We start from the raw sequence: 16552 nt of genomic DNA on the forward strand, positions 1-16552 counted from the left end.
ATTAGAATGCCCACCCGAGCTGCTGGCGCACATCTCGCCGCTCGGGTGGGCTCACATCCTTCTTACGGGGGAGTATCGATGGCCAAAACGATGACCCGTCGGGCTTAGCGTACTATTCCGCACTCTCCGGCATCAGACCCCCTCTACGATGTGCTCGACGATCCCAATCAGGTCGCGCTCGACCAGCGGGTGTTTGCTCTGACGCATCAGGACTTCGCGCTGTGCTCTTGCGCGTCCTTGAGCATGGCCAAATGCTCACGCGCCTTGGATGTAAAGGCACCCAGCGCCGCCACCGGTTCCCATTGATCGGGCGGCAAAGCGAGGCGACGTTGCACTTCAGCTTGCAGCAAGGTGCGTTCGCGCTCCCTGGCCGCCTTGGCGCGGGCCATTTCGCCAGAAACTGCGGCGCTGACGTTTGGGTATTCTCCGGCCTCGACGAGTTCGCGGGCGAAGGCGAAGGCCGCGTCAGTGAAGCTGACGCTCTGCTTATGCATGCTCATCTTGGACGCCTTTTTGGTATTCCATTGGAGCACCATATCGCCATATCCTGTTTCAGGCAACCTCGTGGGAGACCCCGAGGGCCAGCACCGAGGGGGCGGCGTTGACGTTCAAGCCGTGAGCTATGGGCATTCCCTCTATGCCTCATGATGCGGCTTTCGGTCCGGCTGCGGTCCAATTCCATAGAAACTTACACCCATTTCTGCGTTGATCGAACAGGCCTTCGGCCACCGCCGATCGCAGTTGCGGGGCACACTGTTTGCTTCCAACGGTTGCAGCGGCGGTGGTCTTCTGATTCAGTGGCCCAGTTATCCTGTCGATGAGGTTTGCATGAACGCGCACGGCAATGATATTCTCTGGCCCGAACCCGCCACTTCGGGGTCGCGGCGCAGCATCCTTGCCAGCGATCTCGAAATCAACGGTGACGTGGTTTCTCGTGGTCCGGTCGACCTGCTTGGCAAAGTCATCGGTTCGGTGTTTGCACCCGAGGTTGTCGTGGCCTCCACTGGCGATCTGGATGGCAAAGCTGTTGCGCTCGACCTTGTGGTGTTTGGCAAGGCTCAAGGTGTGATCCAAGCGCGGAAGGCCACATTGGCATCGACGTCGGTTGTGCTGGCGGACGTGCTTCACGAACGGATCGCTATTGAGGCCGGCGCCTGGTTCGAAGGTGAACTTTCCCGCCGAGGTTGATCGGCTGGTTGCGGTGCTGCGGTCCCGGTTAGTGCAATGATGAGTGGTGGCTTATCCCGCTGTCTGGCAGCAGACCTGCCCAAAAACGGTCAAGCGTTGCCTCTGCTTTCAGCGGCTCAGGATGACCCTGGAGGAGCGCAAGACTAAGAACACGGCAGGCTTCGACACCGCCAGACCGGTGTAAATGGAAGCCATACTGCAGAAACCCATTATAGGCCGGCATTCTCGCCAATTCTTGATCGCTCAAGTTGGCACACTGTCGCACCATTCCCCAAAACGCGCACCGCTGTGCTTCAAATTCGGCCCAGATACCCCCGCAATCTGCTTTGCTGTCCCCAGACACCTGCATCACTTTGACTTCCATGCCGCGCCTCACCCCTTGCTGCGGAACCTATGCACATTCCTGTTGTTTGATCGGGCAGGCAAAGGCCAGAAACCGTCCGGATGCATTGGAGACAATTTTCCCGAGTGGCCTCGGTTTATACCCATAGCTGCGGGCCATGCGCAGGAAGCCTGGGCCACCCAGAAACAGACATTGTTGGCCGCCGAGTTTGCGGATGTGGTCATTCGCTGCGTCCAGAACCCGGCGTGCTGTGATTGGAGTCGCATCCATGGACACCAGTCGCGTCAGTTCCCAGGATCTGGCATCGGTTGGCGGCTCGTCCCAGCAGAGGTCCTGCGGCAGATCAATGATGCCCCTGACGGCATCCCGGATCATATAGCTGTAACGCATGACACCAGAGCCGATGCTGGAGTCACAACGCAGCAGCCTTGCGCCTGCGACCACTTGATCCCCCTCATGGGCGATCACATAGGTCGCGTGCCCTAAGGCGTCGTATTGCTCGAATTCAATGTCTTCATGGCCCTGCAGAGACCAGTCCATCTTGTCGATGAACACCCGGCGCCTGAGTACCATGAACGCACGAACCAAATCCCATCGTGCAGTTGCCTCCGACATGGAGGCCACTGATATTTCTAACATATTTGTCAACCTTAGACTTGCATTACCGCATAAAATATCGAAACTGCAGATATGATCCAGTACCTTACCGAATGTGGTAAGGCCTCAATGTCGAGTGTATCATCATGTCGATGCTAATTCGCCTTGTTCCAGGATTTGCCGAAATTGACGCCGCCCTGCGCGATATCGCGCCATCGGGTTATATCCTGGCCCTGAATGTCCGCTATATGTCGCCAGAATTCTACCATGTCACCTATCCCGCAGAGTGGGTGGAGACCTATACCCGTCGCCGCTACGTCATGTTCGATCCCGTTGTGCTGTGGAGCGTGGTTGGAACCGGTACCAAGCGATGGAGCGAATTTTCCGTCGCGGGCATGAAAGCGACCTCCCTTCGGGTGCTCACCGAGGCCCGCGCTTATGGTCTCAACTTTGGCGCCATGATCGTTGCGCGCAACGCAACTGCCGATAATGAAAAATGCCTGATTTCTGCGGCGCGCCCGGATCGGGAGTTCACCGATGACGAGTTGCAGACGCTCAACGAAATTTTTCAGCGCCTCCTGGCTGCAGTCGGGAAACACGCCGGACTGACCGCGAGCGAGCGCAGTGCACTTCAGGGTCTTGCTGAAGGTCTCAGCCAGGAAGAGGTCGCAAATCGCGATGGTGTCAGCAAAGACACCATCAAGAAGCGCGTTGAACGCGCGCGCAAGGCATTGGGTGCGGCGAATGCAACCCAAGCTGTTGCGATCGCCGTGATGAAAGGTCTGGTTACACTCAATGACATTGAGGCCTATCGGTTTACCAGCAAGGGCTGACGCCGAGCTGCAGCTTCTTAGTCAACTCGAAGCCCCGCCCGGGCCAGGGCTCCGATACCCCCGGCGCTCTTTGACTTTGATCCATTTTGACGCCGCTACCTCTGCCAAAGGCGCGGAGGCATAGGTGGTTTGGCGGAATTGTCCCCTGCTGCCAATCCGACCCCAACGCCGTTCGACGATGACCGCGCCGAAAAGATCCGACAGCGCCTCGACCCGGTAATACCGTGCCATGTTCTGATCGGGATCAATGCGGTGGAGCAACTGGCAGAACATCACGGCCTCCTGGCACAAGGATGTTCCCACGGCCCTGCCCTGTCCAATCAGAAATCTGAATCACATCAGGCGGTCCGATTCAAATTGCTGATGGCTCAGTCGGCTCCTCGCCGATAATTTCGATCCACATCACTTCAAGGATCATCCCCGGTTCGACATGCCAGATCATTGTCAGAGCGCCGTCTTCCCCTCGGACCCTCTCGCCGACCAGTAGGTCTCCCTCAGCTTTTTTGACCCATACTCTCGCTTCAAGTCTGTCAGCAGTTTTTTCAGGCATGGAAGTGCCTCCAGTGTAGAATTGGGTGCCACGGGGTGGAGAGGCCGCAAATCACAACATAACTATCGACTTTAAGAGTGGTGATATGATATGGTAGCACCCTGGTGAGAAGGATTCCGTGTCGATGCATGCTCTGTCCGTTAGCCTCAGCGCATTGGCGCTGGTTTGTATGTCTGGTCCGGCGCTGGCGCTCGACAACTGGACAGCAACCACGGAACGTGGCCTGCCAGTTTTGAGCCTCACCCAAGGCAAAGGTCTTGTTCGCATCGTCTGCGACCCGGACCGCGTGTTTGGCACGACACCGAATGGCGCGGTGATCGCGAGGCTGCCCAAAGACGTAGCACCCACAACCGTCGTGTTCCTGGCGAAGACTGGCGAGCAGGCACGCTTGGCGACTGCGAACGGCACCGCCGCGCAGGCAAAGGCCGATACGGCGGAATGGACCAAGTTGGTGGACATTCTGCGCAAGGGCGGCGAATTCGCTGTGGTTTCGAGCCATGACAGCCTGAGCTTCGAGACGCCGCCGCTGCCTGATTTCGCCTGCGAATGACGATTGATGTATCCGAATTTTACTAGGCATGCTTGGGGATCACCCGGCTCGGCGCGCTGCTAAAAGGCGCACCACAATGGCTGTGAAAAAGACCCCGACCACCGTTGCGCGCGGCATCACGCTCCAAGGATCGCCCAACGCGTGGTGCATTGCCGCCAGCGTATCTGGTCGGACATAGACGGTCATCGGTTCGCCCACGGTCTTGATACCGACAGCGACCCGCTCAAGACTTGTCGCTTCTGGGGCCAGTACTTCGACATCGCGACCCCCGCGCATTTCCCGCAACACCTCGCGCCCGTCGCGCGCCATGCCGCGCAGTACGTATTCCACGGTCACCGCGTCTCTTTCGGCGATGTCTGCAACTTCTGGTTCGATCCGCAATGGCAAGCGATAGGATATGACCAGCTTCACCTTGGCGATTTTTTGCGATGGGTTTGCAGGATGGAACTCAGCGCTTGCACCGCGGACAGGCGCTTCCCCCTTGACGGGACTTTCTGCCGAGGCTGCTTGCTCAACGGCCGGCGCGGCATTGCGATCGTTGCTTTCCGCACCACCAGCTTCGCCCCGGCGTTCAGCCAAGAGGCGAGCTTGAACGTCGCGCGAAGAGCGCAGCCGTGCAGCGGAATTTTGCAGCCCTGGTTCTTCGGCCGCTGGCGAGGGTGCCACACGCGTGGGAATCCGGAAACGGTTCAATGCAGCACCGCCGCGTCGATCCCAGCGAGAACATTCCGTGCGACCTCGAGTTGACGGTTGATCGCATCCGCCATCAGCCGACCTCCCGCAGCACGGCCATTGGCAACCGCCGCCGGTCCCAACGGGCCGTGAAAGCCCATCTGTTCCAGGATTTTCGAATGCGGAACGATCACGTCGAGATGATCAAGCTTAAGGATTTCCCCCAGAACATCCTGATCGCGCTTGGGTAGTAAATTCAGACCTCCTTCCCGGATGGCGGCGTCGATGATCTTTGCGCCAGCATCGATCACCAGAACCCGCACCGCCGGGAAGCGTTCGCCTGTTGCGATTGATGCGCGGAGGTCATCCATCCAGATAACGGCGCGGTGAGTCATCTCCCATTCCGCGAAGACAGGGCGCGCCGGGATCAGCACCAGATCCGAGATCAGGCAAAAGTCCTCGGTATCCGTATGGGTGCCTGGCCGTGTGTCGATGATAACCATATCGACGCCGCGCGCTTCTTCCTCTTCAAGGAGAGCCAGAAGACCTTCCACGGTCTCGGGCGGCGACAGGATGGTCAGGGCTTCTGGCCAGACCGGCTTCTTGATCGCCTCCCAGTTGGCCAGTTCAAAGCTATCCCGCCAGCGTCCCAATTGAGCGTTCACATCGCCATCGATGAGTGTGACGCGGCGACCCGCGTCCAGCGCGGCCGAGGCTAAAAGCATCGCGGTGGTGGTCTTGCCTGCCCCGCCTTTGGTCTGCACAATTGTGATGACTTTTGTCACTTTGGACCTCCATGATCGGGCGGCGGATTTGGCCATGACTGGTCAGATCCTCCGCTGCGGGAAGATGTATGGCCATAAGGGCCATCAGTTGATTTGGTTTGTTTCCTGTTTCGGCAGGCGGTCTAGGTGTCGGTGCGCGGTTTCGTCAAATGAAGTCGTTCTGAAGCGGAAGAAATTACCCGAAACGGTCACGGACTGCGGTAATTTGGCGATCTGGATGGTTTGAACCTAATCCGGAAACGGCTGCCACTCGCTCAAAACGCAGTCATGCAAGGCTGCCTGTTTGCATGTTTGCGTGCCGGATTTGGCAACAGCCTGCACGGCTGCCGGCCCCGACGGATATCAAACCCAGTCTTGCCGGCCGCCCGCATGATCGTGAAGCAAGAATCCCCGCGATGTTGCATGTATAGCTGTCTGCCCGTTCGCCTGTGCGCAGACTAAGAGCGAAAAATTAGCCAACACGCGGATCGCTGACGCCAACATTCGCCAGCACGCCCGCCGCAGAGCAGCACGAAATCGAACCTACCTCTGGCGGCCCTCCTGCCCTCCTGCCCTCCCTCCGTCCCGGAAGTCTTCATATTCATGCCCCTGGCACCGGGTAACCATGAAGCTCATGCTCACATGAGAGGCCATTAATATAGCAATATCAATGCATCACCCCAGCAGGATCTGGTCCTTCGGAGGCCTGACGGCCGGGCGCAGGGAGTTCTGTCGACGGGCAAGCCGCCGACCCCTGACGCCATACAGAGTCCTCATCGGCTGTCCGGTTTCCGCAAGCGGGCTCCTCTTCGGAGGAGCGGAAACCGGTCGATGAGGACGGTTGGCTGGAAAGGTGACCTGTGGTACACGTGTGTTGTGATTCTGATAATGGTGTTTCAATAGCATGAATGGTTCACGCCTCTCCGATGACGACCGGGCCCGCATTCGCGCCCGCCTTGCTGCTGGCGAGAACGTCGGAGCCGTGGCCCGTGCTCTTGGGCGGCATCGCCAGACCGTGTCACGGGTGAAGGAAGACGCTGAATGCCGAGATAGAACCCGTCTGGCAGTTAAGCTGAACTTCCGGGTGACGGAGGCTGAACATGCACATCTGCTGACAGCCATACGATCAACTGACCTGACAGTTTCCGAGGCAATCAGGCACCTTGTCAGGCAGGCTACCTGTCTGCTTGCCCTGCAGTCACCCGAGATCGAAGCAATCGCTGCAGCACGGCGCGATCTGGCGGCCGTCGGCAACAACCTCAACCAGTTGGCCCGGCTTGGGGCTGTAGGCCGTTTGCACTGGAAGGCAGGGGATGCCGCCCTTGTCCGCAAGGTCGCGGCGCGCGTTGATGATCTCGTCGACGAGGTGGTCGGCCTGATCGCTGAGGCGCAGGGGCGTGCCTGCTTTGACCCCGCCGTTACCCCGACCAAGGCGGCCGCCAAATGACCCGCCCGAGCGTTGAAGATCGGGTTCTGGGCCATGTGCTGGACGGCAAACGCCGTGGCCGGTCGGGCGGCGGCGGGGCCGAGGGTCGACTTGGTTCGCCGAAGGAACGGCGGTCGCGTGCCCTTCTGCGCAATGCGGCAGCCCCGCGAAGCTGGCAGTCGGTCGTCAAGCGTATCGTAGGCGGTAGCACCCGCACGCCGCAGGAGTTGAAGCGGCTTTTGGACTATGTCGCCCGAGAGGAGGGTGTGCAGAGCACTTGGTGCAATCTTGCGGGCTATGATCGCGACTTCGATCCTGAGCGCACGGGTGGGATTGCCCAGACCTGGTCCTCGACCTGGAACGGCGCGCCGAAGCGCGGTCATACTGACCACATCATCCTGAGCTTTCCGCGCGGTGTGGACACCGAGCGGGCGGAGGCCGTTGCGCGCGACTGGGGGCAGGCCGTCTTTGGCTCCGGCGAGTTTGGCGATGTCTGGCGTTATGTCGCGGCGCTGCACAGGGACACCGATCATCTTCACGCGCATTTCGTGGTGGACAAGCACGGCATTGAACAGGGCCGCTTTATGTCGATTTGCCGTCATGCCGCGTTGAACTTCGATGTGATGCGCGAGCTTCATGCCGAGATTTCCCAGGAGCACGGGCTGAACATCGTCGCCTCAACGCGGCTGTCGCGTGGCCTGATCGAGAACGCTCCTCGGGAAACCGAGATGCGGGCGTCTCATGCTGCTGGCAAGACCACAGCGCCTCCCCCGCCTCCGATGTCTGATGGTGAGCGGGCGCGCCGCATTGGCACGCTGCAGGGCTTCGCCCGCGACTATGATGAGTTGGGCCAGATTGCCGGTCTCGCGTCCGCTTCCGGCGCTGAACCCTCAGCATCCTCTTTCCTGACCCGCCTTGCCCGTGCGCTTGGCGCCTCCGCTTCCGCTTTAATACAAGGAGTTCCCCAGATGCCCGATGCCACCCTTCACGCCGAGGGCGATGCCGCAGCCCGGATCGAAGCGGCGCGGGCGGAGATGATCGCGTCGGCCACCGAGGCCTGGGAGGCGATCCGCGTGATGGAGCCCTCGGCCGAACGGGTCGAGTTGGAGCGCAGTTTTGCAGATCAGGCGCGCGCCTCGCTGCAATTGGCCCCGGAAAACCTGCTCCTCGCTGAGCACGCCCGGGCCGCTGAGCGTAGCGACGACCCCTATCACAATCCGACTCTCGCCTCGCTGGCGCGTCTTGAGCATGGAATGACCGAAGGCGTCTCGCTCGGCGAAGGTTTGCGCGCCACGTTGGTGCACGTCCGGGAAGAGGTGGGTGCGCGGCTCTCCGCCCTCTTCTCCTTTCGGGAAGACGACCTGCGTTCTGCCGGGACCAGCGTCGAAGAAATGGTCGCGCGCTTTACGGTGCCGGAACGCAGCGAAGGTCAGCTTACGGCATGGCGCGCGCAAGAGAGTCCGGAGGCGCTGATCCTATGGCGCGAGGCCGAGCGGGATTTCGGCAGAGAGATCGATGCCGCCCTCAAGGGGCTCGATCTGGTCCCTGCCCTGTCCGAAGTTCTGGCAAAGGATCAGCTGCTTTCGGCCGAGCGGCATCTGCGGCTCTCGGAAGTGCCCGCGCTCGAGGCGATTGTCGACCGGATGCAGGAGAGTTTGCGGCCAGAGGATCTCGATCGCGTGCGGTCGGGCGACTTTGGCCCCCTCACCGGGCAGATCCGCGATCCGGCGCTGCGTGCCGCCGTGGCACATGAACTGAAAAACGAAGGCGACCTTGGCCAGTCCGGCACGGTCGGGCCTTGGGCGGATCTCGCGCGCAGCCAGTCGCGCGCGGCCGAACTCGGTCAGCGCGAGCGCAGCGCCGGGCACGACCACGAACTCTGAGGATCTGTCCCCATGCTGTCAAATCTTGAATCCATCTGGCGGTATCCGCTTGCTGTTGTCTTGGGTCTGATGACCGGCATCTACATTGGCGGTATGCTGGCCACGATTTATGTTCTCGTGGCCTTCCGCGAGAGCTTTGAGACGCTCAGCCCGATGGGTCTGTGGTTCATCCGCTATCCCTGGGCTGATCTTGAGGCGCGATCGGCCACCCTGCACGGGGCGCTCATCATCAACGGTACTGTGACCGTCGCCCTTACCCTGGTCGGGTTGGCCGGTGTCCATCGTGGACGCCTTAACCAGTATGACGACGCGCATTTCCAGACCAAGCGAGAGCTGAAGCGCAACAAGATGACCGGCAATCTCGACCAGAACGGCTTCATCTTCGGCAAGCTCGGCTCCCCGAAATCCGCCGCGCCCTTTGTCATGGCACCGCCGGACCGATTCCCGCATGCGATAATGATCGCACCCACCGGACGCGGCAAAGGCGTGGGCTTCGTCATCCCGAACCTTCTTCACTTCTCAGGGTCAGGCATCATCCTTGATGTGAAGGGCGAGAATTTTGCCAAGACCTCAATTCACCGTCAGCATGGGTTGAAGAACGCAATCTGGTATTTTTCGCCCTTTGACGAGGAGCGTGGCTCGCACCGCTTCAACCCCCTCGCCCGCATCGCCGACCTACCCTCGGCCGAAAGGCAGTACACGGCGTTGAACTCGATGGCCGACCTCTTCCTCATCCCGGAGGGCGAAAGCGCGCAGAGCTTCTTCAACGCAGGCAAGCGCCTCTTCATCGCGTCCTGTCTTTATGCCATTGAGCAGCGCCGACCGACCCTTGGCTATGCCGGTGAGATCATGGCCGGAGGCGGCGACAAGAAGAAGTCTTACACCGCCATTGCCGAAGACACACAGATCCCGATCGTCTCGCGCACCTTCCTTGAAATGGCTGACGTTCCGGAAAAGACACTCGGCGCCTATGTCTCAGTGATTCAGGGTTCCGGCCTTGAGCTTTGGAACGATCCGGCGGTCGACCGCGTGACCTCGGCAAGCGATTTCGACTTCTCGACATTTCGGGTCAAACCGCAGAGCCTCTATATCATCGTCCAGCCCGAGCATCTGAAAACTCTCGCCCCCCTCGTGCGTCTTCTCTTCGCGGATGCCATCGCCTCGCTGCAGCGCAAGGAGCCCGGGCCGGACGAGCCGCACGCGGTGATGTTTCTGATGGATGAGTTCGACCAACTCGGGCGGCAGCCTCTGGTACTCTCCTCGATCAAGACGATCCGCAGCTTTGGGGGGCGATTCTTTATCATCTCCCAGACCATTCCGGGTCTGGACGACATCTATGGTGAGACCGGGCGCAGGTCGCTGCAAGGTGGGGCTGGCGTGCAGATCTACATGACGCCGCAGGATGACCGGACGGCCGATGTGCTTTCCAATGCTCTTGGGCGGTCTACCGTTACAGCAGTCACAGAGAGCCAGTCGCGCATCCGAGCGCTGGAGGACAGTGCCAATGTCAGTCGCCGTTCCGAGGAGCGGCCGTTGATTTCTGCGAATGAGTTGCTGCGGTTTCCGCTCGACGAGGTGTTGGTGCTGGCGGAAGGACAATATCCTATACGGGCGCGGCACGTCAGGTACTATGAGGATCGGCATTTTGGGCCGATTGATCGGGCGAGAAGTCGTTGGGCGCTGCCGGACCTTGGGCTAAGGAAGCAGTCACCAGGCGGCCCAAATTTACCGCGCATGACTAGCTTCACTGCAAATTCTGATCTGGGTAAGTCCTTAGCAGAAGCGGCAACAGTTTTCACCAATCTTTCTCGGGCTGCGAAATCGCGGCCGAAGGTGAGCTTTCGAACATGATCGGCCCAAAGTTGCCCTTCGGTCTTTTGAGTGCATTCCCAGTTGCGGTCGCTCAGGTTTATCGAAGCGAAGGCCCTACACGCAGACCAAGTGAGAGGTCGCTGCCCAGTTTTGCTGCAGTCAAGTCAGGCGCGGTGCCCCGCCTTTAGCCGAGACTGCCAGCCGACCACGAACGGAGATCGAAGACGCGTCACGACACTAGGCTGCAAAATCCCTTTGTCCCTGAAAATGTGCCAAGGATGGCGTCACGGCAAGAGGCCTTGCCGTTCAAAATCTAACCTCGCCCATTTCTGGGCGATGCTTTCAGAAATAGCGCTGATGCCCATTCTGATCGCAGGATCATGACGGCGATCAAAAACAAACCCCAAACCGCCGTTGCGAAGTGCTGATTGGTCCCGATCAAGTTCAACCCGGAGGACAGTATCTGAAGAATGAGGATCGACAGAACCACCGGAGCAACCTTGCCATGTCCGCCGAAAGGGTCGATGCCGCCAAGGAAGATGGCCAGAACCGTGACCAGCAGCAAGGCCTCGCCATGTCCAACCCGGACCGAGTTGAAACGGGCCAGCATCAGGATCCCGGCAATCGCGCAGACGGTGCCGGACAACGCATAGATCATCACCAGCGTGCGTTTGGTATTCAGACCAGCATATTCGGCGGCGCGGATGTTTGATCCGACCATATACACGGCGAAACCGTGTTTTGTGCGGCGGAGTAGGATGTGCCAGGCCAGTGCGACAAGTCCGAACAGGATCATCGGCGCGGGGACACCCAAGACTGCCCCGTGCCCCAGGAAAGCAATGCTCTCCGGAAAGCCCGAAATATCTCCTCCGCGGGTGAGAAACTCGCCCAAGCCGCGCAGGAAGATCATCATCGCAAGCGAGACAATGATCGGATGGGCCCCGACATAGGCGATGACGAGTCCCATCGTTGCCCCTGCCAGCGCACCCACCAGCAAGGCCGCAGCCACGCCGATAATGATGGCACCCAGCCCCGCGTCCGCCCCGCCGAACTGTAGCAACACCCAAGCAAAGGTCAGGCCGGAAATATTCGCTGTATAGATGACGGCTAGGTTGAAGCCGCCGGAAATCATCGGGGCCAGCATGGCGATGGTCAAAAGCCCCAGCAGCGGTGCCTGATAGCCCATTGAGGACAGGTTTGCCGCCGTCAGAAACTTCGGGCTAGCAAGGCTGAACACCGCCACCATCACGACCATCAGGGCCAGCAGGCCAAGCGTTTCCCGCCCCATAACCCGGCGTGCGCGATCAAGTGCTGCGGTCATTTCTGCCCCCTGTGGCCGAATCCGACCAGTGTTCCGAACTGCATGTTCGATGTGGAAATGGCGACAAGGATCGCCGCGCCGATGATCATCTGGAAGGCGAAGGGCGACACGCCCATGAGGTTTAGCCCGTTCTGGGTGACGGCCACGAACAGCACGCCCAGGATGCAGCCGGAAATCGTGCCCTTGCCGCCGCCCAGCCGTGCGCCACCAAGCACCACCGCAGAAAGCACCTGCAATTCGCGGCCCGAAAGGGCATTCGGAACCACCTCTTGCACGATGCTCACCTGCATCAGGGCCGCGATACCGGTCATCAAGCCGCACCAACCAAAGGCCAAGGCCTGCATGGCGGCGATGTTCACCCCGGCGCGTCGTGCGCCTTCGGGATTGTCGCCAAAGGCATAAAGCTGACGGCCAAGGTTCAGGCGGCGGATCAGAATCCAGGTCGCGGCTACACAAACCGCCATCACTGCGACGGCCAAGGTCAGTTCCGCCGCAGGACCTTCGGCTGCCTGGCTGCGAAAGATGGCGACCCGATCAATCCACCATTCCGGCAGGTCATAGATGCTTCGCCCGCCGCTCAGGAACATCAGCAACCCGAAAAAGACGTTGAAGGTGGCAATGGTGACAATGATCGAGGTGATCCGGAATCCATGGATCAGGGCGGCGTTCAGCAGGCCCAAAGCCACGCCGAGCGTGCCGCAGATCAGAAAACCAAGCGCCCAGTTTCCGCCACCGATCCCGACCAGTAGCTTGGCGGCAACGAATTGCACTACGCTTGAAGCGACGGCAAAGGAAATGTCGATGCCGCCACCGATCAGCACGACCAGAAGCCCGACAGCCCATATGATATTGACTGCGTTGTTATTGAGCAGTGAGGTCAGATTTCCAAGCGTGAAGAACGTGTCGGTTGCCAGCGACAGGCCAAGGCACATCGCGGCAAGGACGATGAACAGACGCAGTTCGACCTGCCGGTTCCTGAGAGCGTTACGCATAGATTGCAGTCTCCATCTGTTCCACGGACGTGATGCGGGGATTGTGCTGGCCCAAGATGCGCCCCTGCGCCATGTGCAGGACACGGTCGGCATTGAACATGGCTTCGGTCACTTCGTCGGTGATCAGAAAGATGCCCAGCCCCTGATCGGCCAGACTGCGGACGATGCGGAAGATCCCTGCTCGTGCCCCGACATCGACGCCCACCGTCGGGCTGTCCAGGATCAGAAGCTTGGGCTGCGTTGCCAGCCATTTCGCCAACACGATCTTCTGTTGATTGCCGCCCGACAGGGTCGAAATGGCGTTCTCGGATTTGCCGATCTTGATGCCAAGCTTGGCGACCCAACCCGAAATCAGGTCTTCCTTCTTGGCCGCCGAGATCAGGCCGGCGCGGTCGAGCAAACGGTCAAGCACCGAAATCGCGGCATTGTCGGCGATGGACTGCTTTTGCAGCAACCCCAACTGCAATCGATCTTCCGAGACGTATGCAAGTCCCTGCGCAATAGCCGCGCGGATTGAGGTCGGACGATAAGGCGCATCCATCAGCCGCATTTCTCCCGATGTCAGGCGCGTCATTCCCATGATCGCATGTGCAAGTTCGGTGCGGCCCGCGCCAATCAAACCGACCAGACCCACGACCTCTCCGGCGCGTATGCTCAGATCGACATCGTCGAACTGGCCCGCCACACTCAGCCCCCTCACCTCCAGAACGACTGGAGATGCGGACTTGTCGGCGGCCACAACGCCAGCCTCTAGCAGATGGCCCGTCATCAGCTCGCCAAGCCGCGCCTGTGTCATTCCCTTGGTTGTAAACACCCCGACCAAACGGCCATCGCGGACCACAGTCACGCGGGCGGCGATGTCGAGAACCTCTGCCAGACGGTGGCTCACGAAGACGATGGCGACGCCGGAGGCCGAGAGCTTTCGTACGATGTCCAGTAAACGATCGGTTTCCGATTGCGTCAGCGAAGCGGTCGGCTCGTCCATGAAAATAAGCCGGGCATCGTTCATCAAGGCCCGGGCAATGGCCACGACTTGTCGTTGGGCAATCAGCAAGCTGTCCAGCGGCGCATCCAGATCAAGGGTCACGCCAAGCCGACCCAGCACCTCTGCAGCGCGGGTTTTCATGCCCCGGTAGTCAACGGCCTTGGGGCGCAGGCCCACGAGTTCATCAAAGGCGATGTTCTCGGCGACGCTCATGTTCGGAAACAGGGCAAGATCTTGCCAGATGACAGAGACGCCCTTCTGCCGTGCCATCACCGGTGTAATAGTCTCTAGCCTTTCACCGAAAAGCTCGACTAGGTCTGCCGATTCTGGGCGATAGACGCCCGTGACGATCTTGATTAGCGTCGACTTGCCACAACCATTTTCCCCGGCAAGGCAATGCACTTCGCCCACCTTGACGTCGAAATCCACGGCATCAAGGGCTTTCGCGCCGCCAAAGACCTTGGATACAGCTTTCAGGCGCAAGGCGTAGGGTTCGGCTGTCGGGTCGGTCATGTCACTCTCCGGGTGATGGACAAAGCCGCGGGCAAACTTGCCCGCGGCTCCTGGTCGTTTTTGGTCAAAGACCCATGGCGGCAAGGCCGTCCACGGTGTCCTTGTTCAGCGGCAACAGGTTGTCGGTGATGATGTCCTTGGTCGCGGCATCGGGCTGCACGACGCCTAGGCCAGGGATATCATCGCCAGCCTTGATCTTCTGTCCGTCGATCAGCATCTTGCCGATGGTCACGAAGACCTCGCCCGCTTGTTCGGGGTTCCACATGAAGCCGCCGGTTAGAACGCCGTCATGGACCATCTTGGCGCCCTGTCCGGGCGAGAAGGGGCCAGCCACGAAGACCTGCCCGCCCATGCCACGCTCGTCGATAGCACGGCCCGCGCCGATCGGCCCTTGGCTTCCGAAGGCAAGAATACCCTTCAGGTCGGGGTTCGCCGCCATCAGATCCAGCGATGTTTTCCGGCTGTCGTCGACGTTCTCGGCCACGCCGTATCGGTCACCGATGATTTCCAGATCGGGCCGGTTGGCCTTCAGCCAGCCAATCGCGGCATCCGCCCAAGCATTGTGCAGCGGAACGGTCAGCGAGCCGACGAAGACCGCATACTTTCCCGGGCCCTTGATATTATCACTCAGAAGCTTCGCATGCGCCTCACCGAAACCTTTGACCGAAGCGAGCTCAAAGTCCCAGTTTACGTTTTCCAGACCCGGCCCTTCGTGGGAAATCACGATGATACCCGCGTCCCGAGCCTTTTTGAGAACCGGCTCTAGTGCTTTTTCGTCGTTCGGCACGACCCCGATGACTTTGACGCCCTTGGCGATCAGATCCTCGATGGCCTGCACCTGCAGTGCCGGATCGGCTGAGGTCGGCCCGATCATCTCGGCTTTCACACCCAATTCGTCGGCCTTCTTCTTGATGCCTTCTTCCATCGCATTGAACCATGGAATGCCACCTATTTTGACGACGATGCCAATCTCTTGCGCGCTCGCCATGTTGGCTAGACCTGCTGACAGCGCAAGAGCGCTGACGAACGTGAAAATCTTTTTCATTCGTTTCCTCCCTTCGGGTAATTCCCCGGATTTATGCCCCGTTCCGCGGGGCGCGGTCCTTGGTGCAGGCAATGCGGTGAGGCGCATTGGATTGTCCGTCAGATCAGCTTGTATTGCTGCGCCTTGTTGCGCAGGAACGGCAGGCCCTTCGAGAGGACCTCGTCCCGGCTTTTGGCAACTGGACGCCAGACCGACAGGCCAAAGCCCAATTCCGGCGGCATGTTGATGAAGCTTTCCATCGCCAGCCCGCCCGAGAAGCCGATGGCCCGCAGGGTTGCAAATATCTCATCCCATGGGCAGTTGCCCTCGCCGGGCGTGCCACGGTCGCTTTCCGACAGGTGAATGTAGCGCAGGTGATCCTTCGCATCGAGAATGCCGTTGCCCGCACCCTTTTCTTCGATGTTCATGTGATAGGTGTCGAGGTGGACGAAGATGTTGTCAGCCCCCACCCGCTCAATCATGGCCACCGCCTGCCAGCCCGTGTTGAGGATATGGTTTTCATAGCGGTTGACCGGTTCGATGCCAAACTCCAGCCCCAGCTTGCGGGCGTGCTTGGCTGCGGCCTCCAGGGTTCGGGCCACATTGTCGATTTCGGTCTCGGTTGGCGGATGGCCGGTGCGCTCGCCGATGCCGCCGAAGGTTACCCCAGACAGAGCCAAAGCACCACAGGCCATGGTCACATCCAGCGCGGTCTTCAAGTAGTCGATGGCAAGATCAGGATGGCGCGAGGCCCAGCACCGCTCCGGCAAACCCAAAGAACAGACCGCCGAGAGCCCGTGCTTTTCCAAAAGGGCAGCCGTGTGCGGCGCATCCACCTGCGTCGGCTGGGTCAGCGCGATTTCGACGAAATCAAACCCATGGCTCAAAGCCCCCGCGACGGCACTTTCGGCGCCAGCGCGATCCCAGTTCATCGTCCACATGCTGGTATGGACGCCAAAACCCTTCATGTCCGTTCCTCCACCGAAGTCATTTCTATCGCGTTCTGCAAGCTGAATGGGCTCCCGGAGTCGGGCAAAAGGCTACCGTTTCTGGCCATGGGCCAGTCCGTCAAAAGTCGCATGGCGTCTCCTCCCAGAGC

17 protein-coding genes are annotated in these 16552 nt (G+C 60.0%); 6 read left to right on the forward strand and 11 right to left on the reverse strand.

All coding sequences use genetic code 11. The features are described 5' to 3' along the window. Positions 1-206 precede the first annotated feature (206 nt). A complete protein-coding gene (locus Q7V03_RS22475; RefSeq protein WP_304927814.1) occupies positions 207-536 on the reverse strand; it encodes a hypothetical protein in 330 nt (109 codons plus the stop codon). A gap of 292 nt (positions 537-828) precedes the next feature. On the opposite strand from Q7V03_RS22475, the gene Q7V03_RS22480 reads away from it, so the two are divergent. Continuing rightward, positions 829-1188, forward strand: a complete 360-nt coding sequence (locus Q7V03_RS22480; protein WP_304927815.1) for a polymer-forming cytoskeletal protein — start codon at positions 829-831, stop codon at positions 1186-1188. Between the two features lie 391 nt (positions 1189-1579). Here Q7V03_RS22480 and Q7V03_RS22485 read toward each other — a convergent pair whose 3' ends face one another. Then, positions 1580-2146 (reverse strand): acyl-homoserine-lactone synthase, encoded by a 567-nt coding sequence (locus tag Q7V03_RS22485; RefSeq protein ID WP_304927816.1) that lies wholly within the window; start codon positions 2144-2146, stop codon positions 1580-1582. 128 nt (positions 2147-2274) lie between these two features. Between Q7V03_RS22485 and Q7V03_RS22490 the strand changes: the two genes are divergently transcribed. Further along, the gene (locus Q7V03_RS22490; protein WP_304927817.1) at positions 2275-2961 is read left to right on the forward strand and encodes a LuxR family transcriptional regulator; all 687 of its coding nucleotides are present in this window, start codon (positions 2275-2277) and stop codon (positions 2959-2961) included. Positions 2962-2982: 21 nt separating this feature from the next. Here Q7V03_RS22490 and Q7V03_RS22495 read toward each other — a convergent pair whose 3' ends face one another. Next, entirely contained in the window at positions 2983-3234 is a 252-nt protein-coding gene (locus Q7V03_RS22495) for a WGR domain-containing protein (RefSeq protein WP_304927818.1), read from the reverse strand. A 79-nt stretch (positions 3235-3313) separates the two neighbouring features. After that, positions 3314-3511 carry a hypothetical protein gene (locus Q7V03_RS22500; protein WP_304927819.1) on the reverse strand — a complete coding sequence of 66 codons (198 nt, stop codon included), beginning with the start codon at positions 3509-3511 and terminating at the stop codon, positions 3314-3316. A gap of 118 nt (positions 3512-3629) precedes the next feature. Between Q7V03_RS22500 and Q7V03_RS22505 the strand changes: the two genes are divergently transcribed. Continuing rightward, complete coding sequence (locus tag Q7V03_RS22505; RefSeq protein ID WP_304927820.1) at positions 3630-4061, forward strand: hypothetical protein; 432 nt, start codon at positions 3630-3632, stop codon at positions 4059-4061. Between the two features lie 39 nt (positions 4062-4100). Here Q7V03_RS22505 and Q7V03_RS22510 read toward each other — a convergent pair whose 3' ends face one another. Together Q7V03_RS22510 and Q7V03_RS22515 are read right to left on the reverse strand one after the other, a co-directional pair. Next, entirely contained in the window at positions 4101-4640 is a 540-nt protein-coding gene (locus tag Q7V03_RS22510; protein ID WP_304927821.1) for a hypothetical protein, read from the reverse strand. A gap of 110 nt (positions 4641-4750) precedes the next feature. Next, positions 4751-5518 carry a ParA family protein gene (locus Q7V03_RS22515; RefSeq protein ID WP_304927822.1) on the reverse strand — a complete coding sequence of 256 codons (768 nt, stop codon included), beginning with the start codon at positions 5516-5518 and terminating at the stop codon, positions 4751-4753. A gap of 883 nt (positions 5519-6401) precedes the next feature. On the opposite strand from Q7V03_RS22515, the gene Q7V03_RS22520 reads away from it, so the two are divergent. From Q7V03_RS22520 to Q7V03_RS22530, 3 genes are read left to right on the forward strand one after another with little or no spacing between them, the layout of a single operon-like run. After that, positions 6402-6944, forward strand: a complete 543-nt coding sequence (locus tag Q7V03_RS22520; RefSeq protein ID WP_304927823.1) for a helix-turn-helix domain-containing protein — start codon at positions 6402-6404, stop codon at positions 6942-6944. Then, complete coding sequence (locus Q7V03_RS22525; RefSeq protein ID WP_304927824.1) at positions 6941-8806, forward strand: relaxase/mobilization nuclease domain-containing protein; 1866 nt, start codon at positions 6941-6943, stop codon at positions 8804-8806. The genes Q7V03_RS22520 and Q7V03_RS22525 overlap by 4 nt, the downstream gene beginning before the upstream one ends. A 12-nt stretch (positions 8807-8818) precedes the next feature. Continuing rightward, positions 8819-10657, forward strand: coding sequence for a type IV secretory system conjugative DNA transfer family protein (locus tag Q7V03_RS22530; RefSeq protein WP_304927825.1), 1839 nt, complete (start codon positions 8819-8821; stop codon positions 10655-10657). A gap of 274 nt (positions 10658-10931) precedes the next feature. Here the strand turns inward: Q7V03_RS22530 and Q7V03_RS22535 are convergent, their stop codons facing one another. From Q7V03_RS22535 to Q7V03_RS22555, 5 genes are all read right to left on the reverse strand, one after another. Then, on the reverse strand, positions 10932-11939 hold the full coding sequence (locus Q7V03_RS22535; protein ID WP_304927826.1) for an ABC transporter permease: 1008 nt from the start codon (positions 11937-11939) through the stop codon (positions 10932-10934). Beyond that, positions 11936-12931, reverse strand: coding sequence for an ABC transporter permease (locus Q7V03_RS22540; RefSeq protein WP_304927827.1), 996 nt, complete (start codon positions 12929-12931; stop codon positions 11936-11938). Before Q7V03_RS22540 ends, Q7V03_RS22535 begins: the two co-directional genes overlap by 4 nt. Further along, positions 12924-14429, reverse strand: coding sequence for a sugar ABC transporter ATP-binding protein (locus Q7V03_RS22545; RefSeq protein WP_304927828.1), 1506 nt, complete (start codon positions 14427-14429; stop codon positions 12924-12926). Before Q7V03_RS22545 ends, Q7V03_RS22540 begins: the two co-directional genes overlap by 8 nt. Positions 14430-14493: 64 nt before the next feature. Continuing rightward, a complete protein-coding gene (locus tag Q7V03_RS22550) occupies positions 14494-15474 on the reverse strand; it encodes a substrate-binding domain-containing protein (RefSeq protein WP_304927829.1) in 981 nt (326 codons plus the stop codon). 98 nt (positions 15475-15572) lie between these two features. Then, entirely contained in the window at positions 15573-16421 is an 849-nt protein-coding gene (locus Q7V03_RS22555; protein ID WP_304927830.1) for a sugar phosphate isomerase/epimerase, read from the reverse strand. Between the last annotated feature and the right edge of the window lie 131 nt (positions 16422-16552).

It is taken from the genome of Cypionkella sp., assembly GCF_030652235.1.
Classification (GTDB): domain Bacteria; phylum Pseudomonadota; class Alphaproteobacteria; order Rhodobacterales; family Rhodobacteraceae; genus Cypionkella.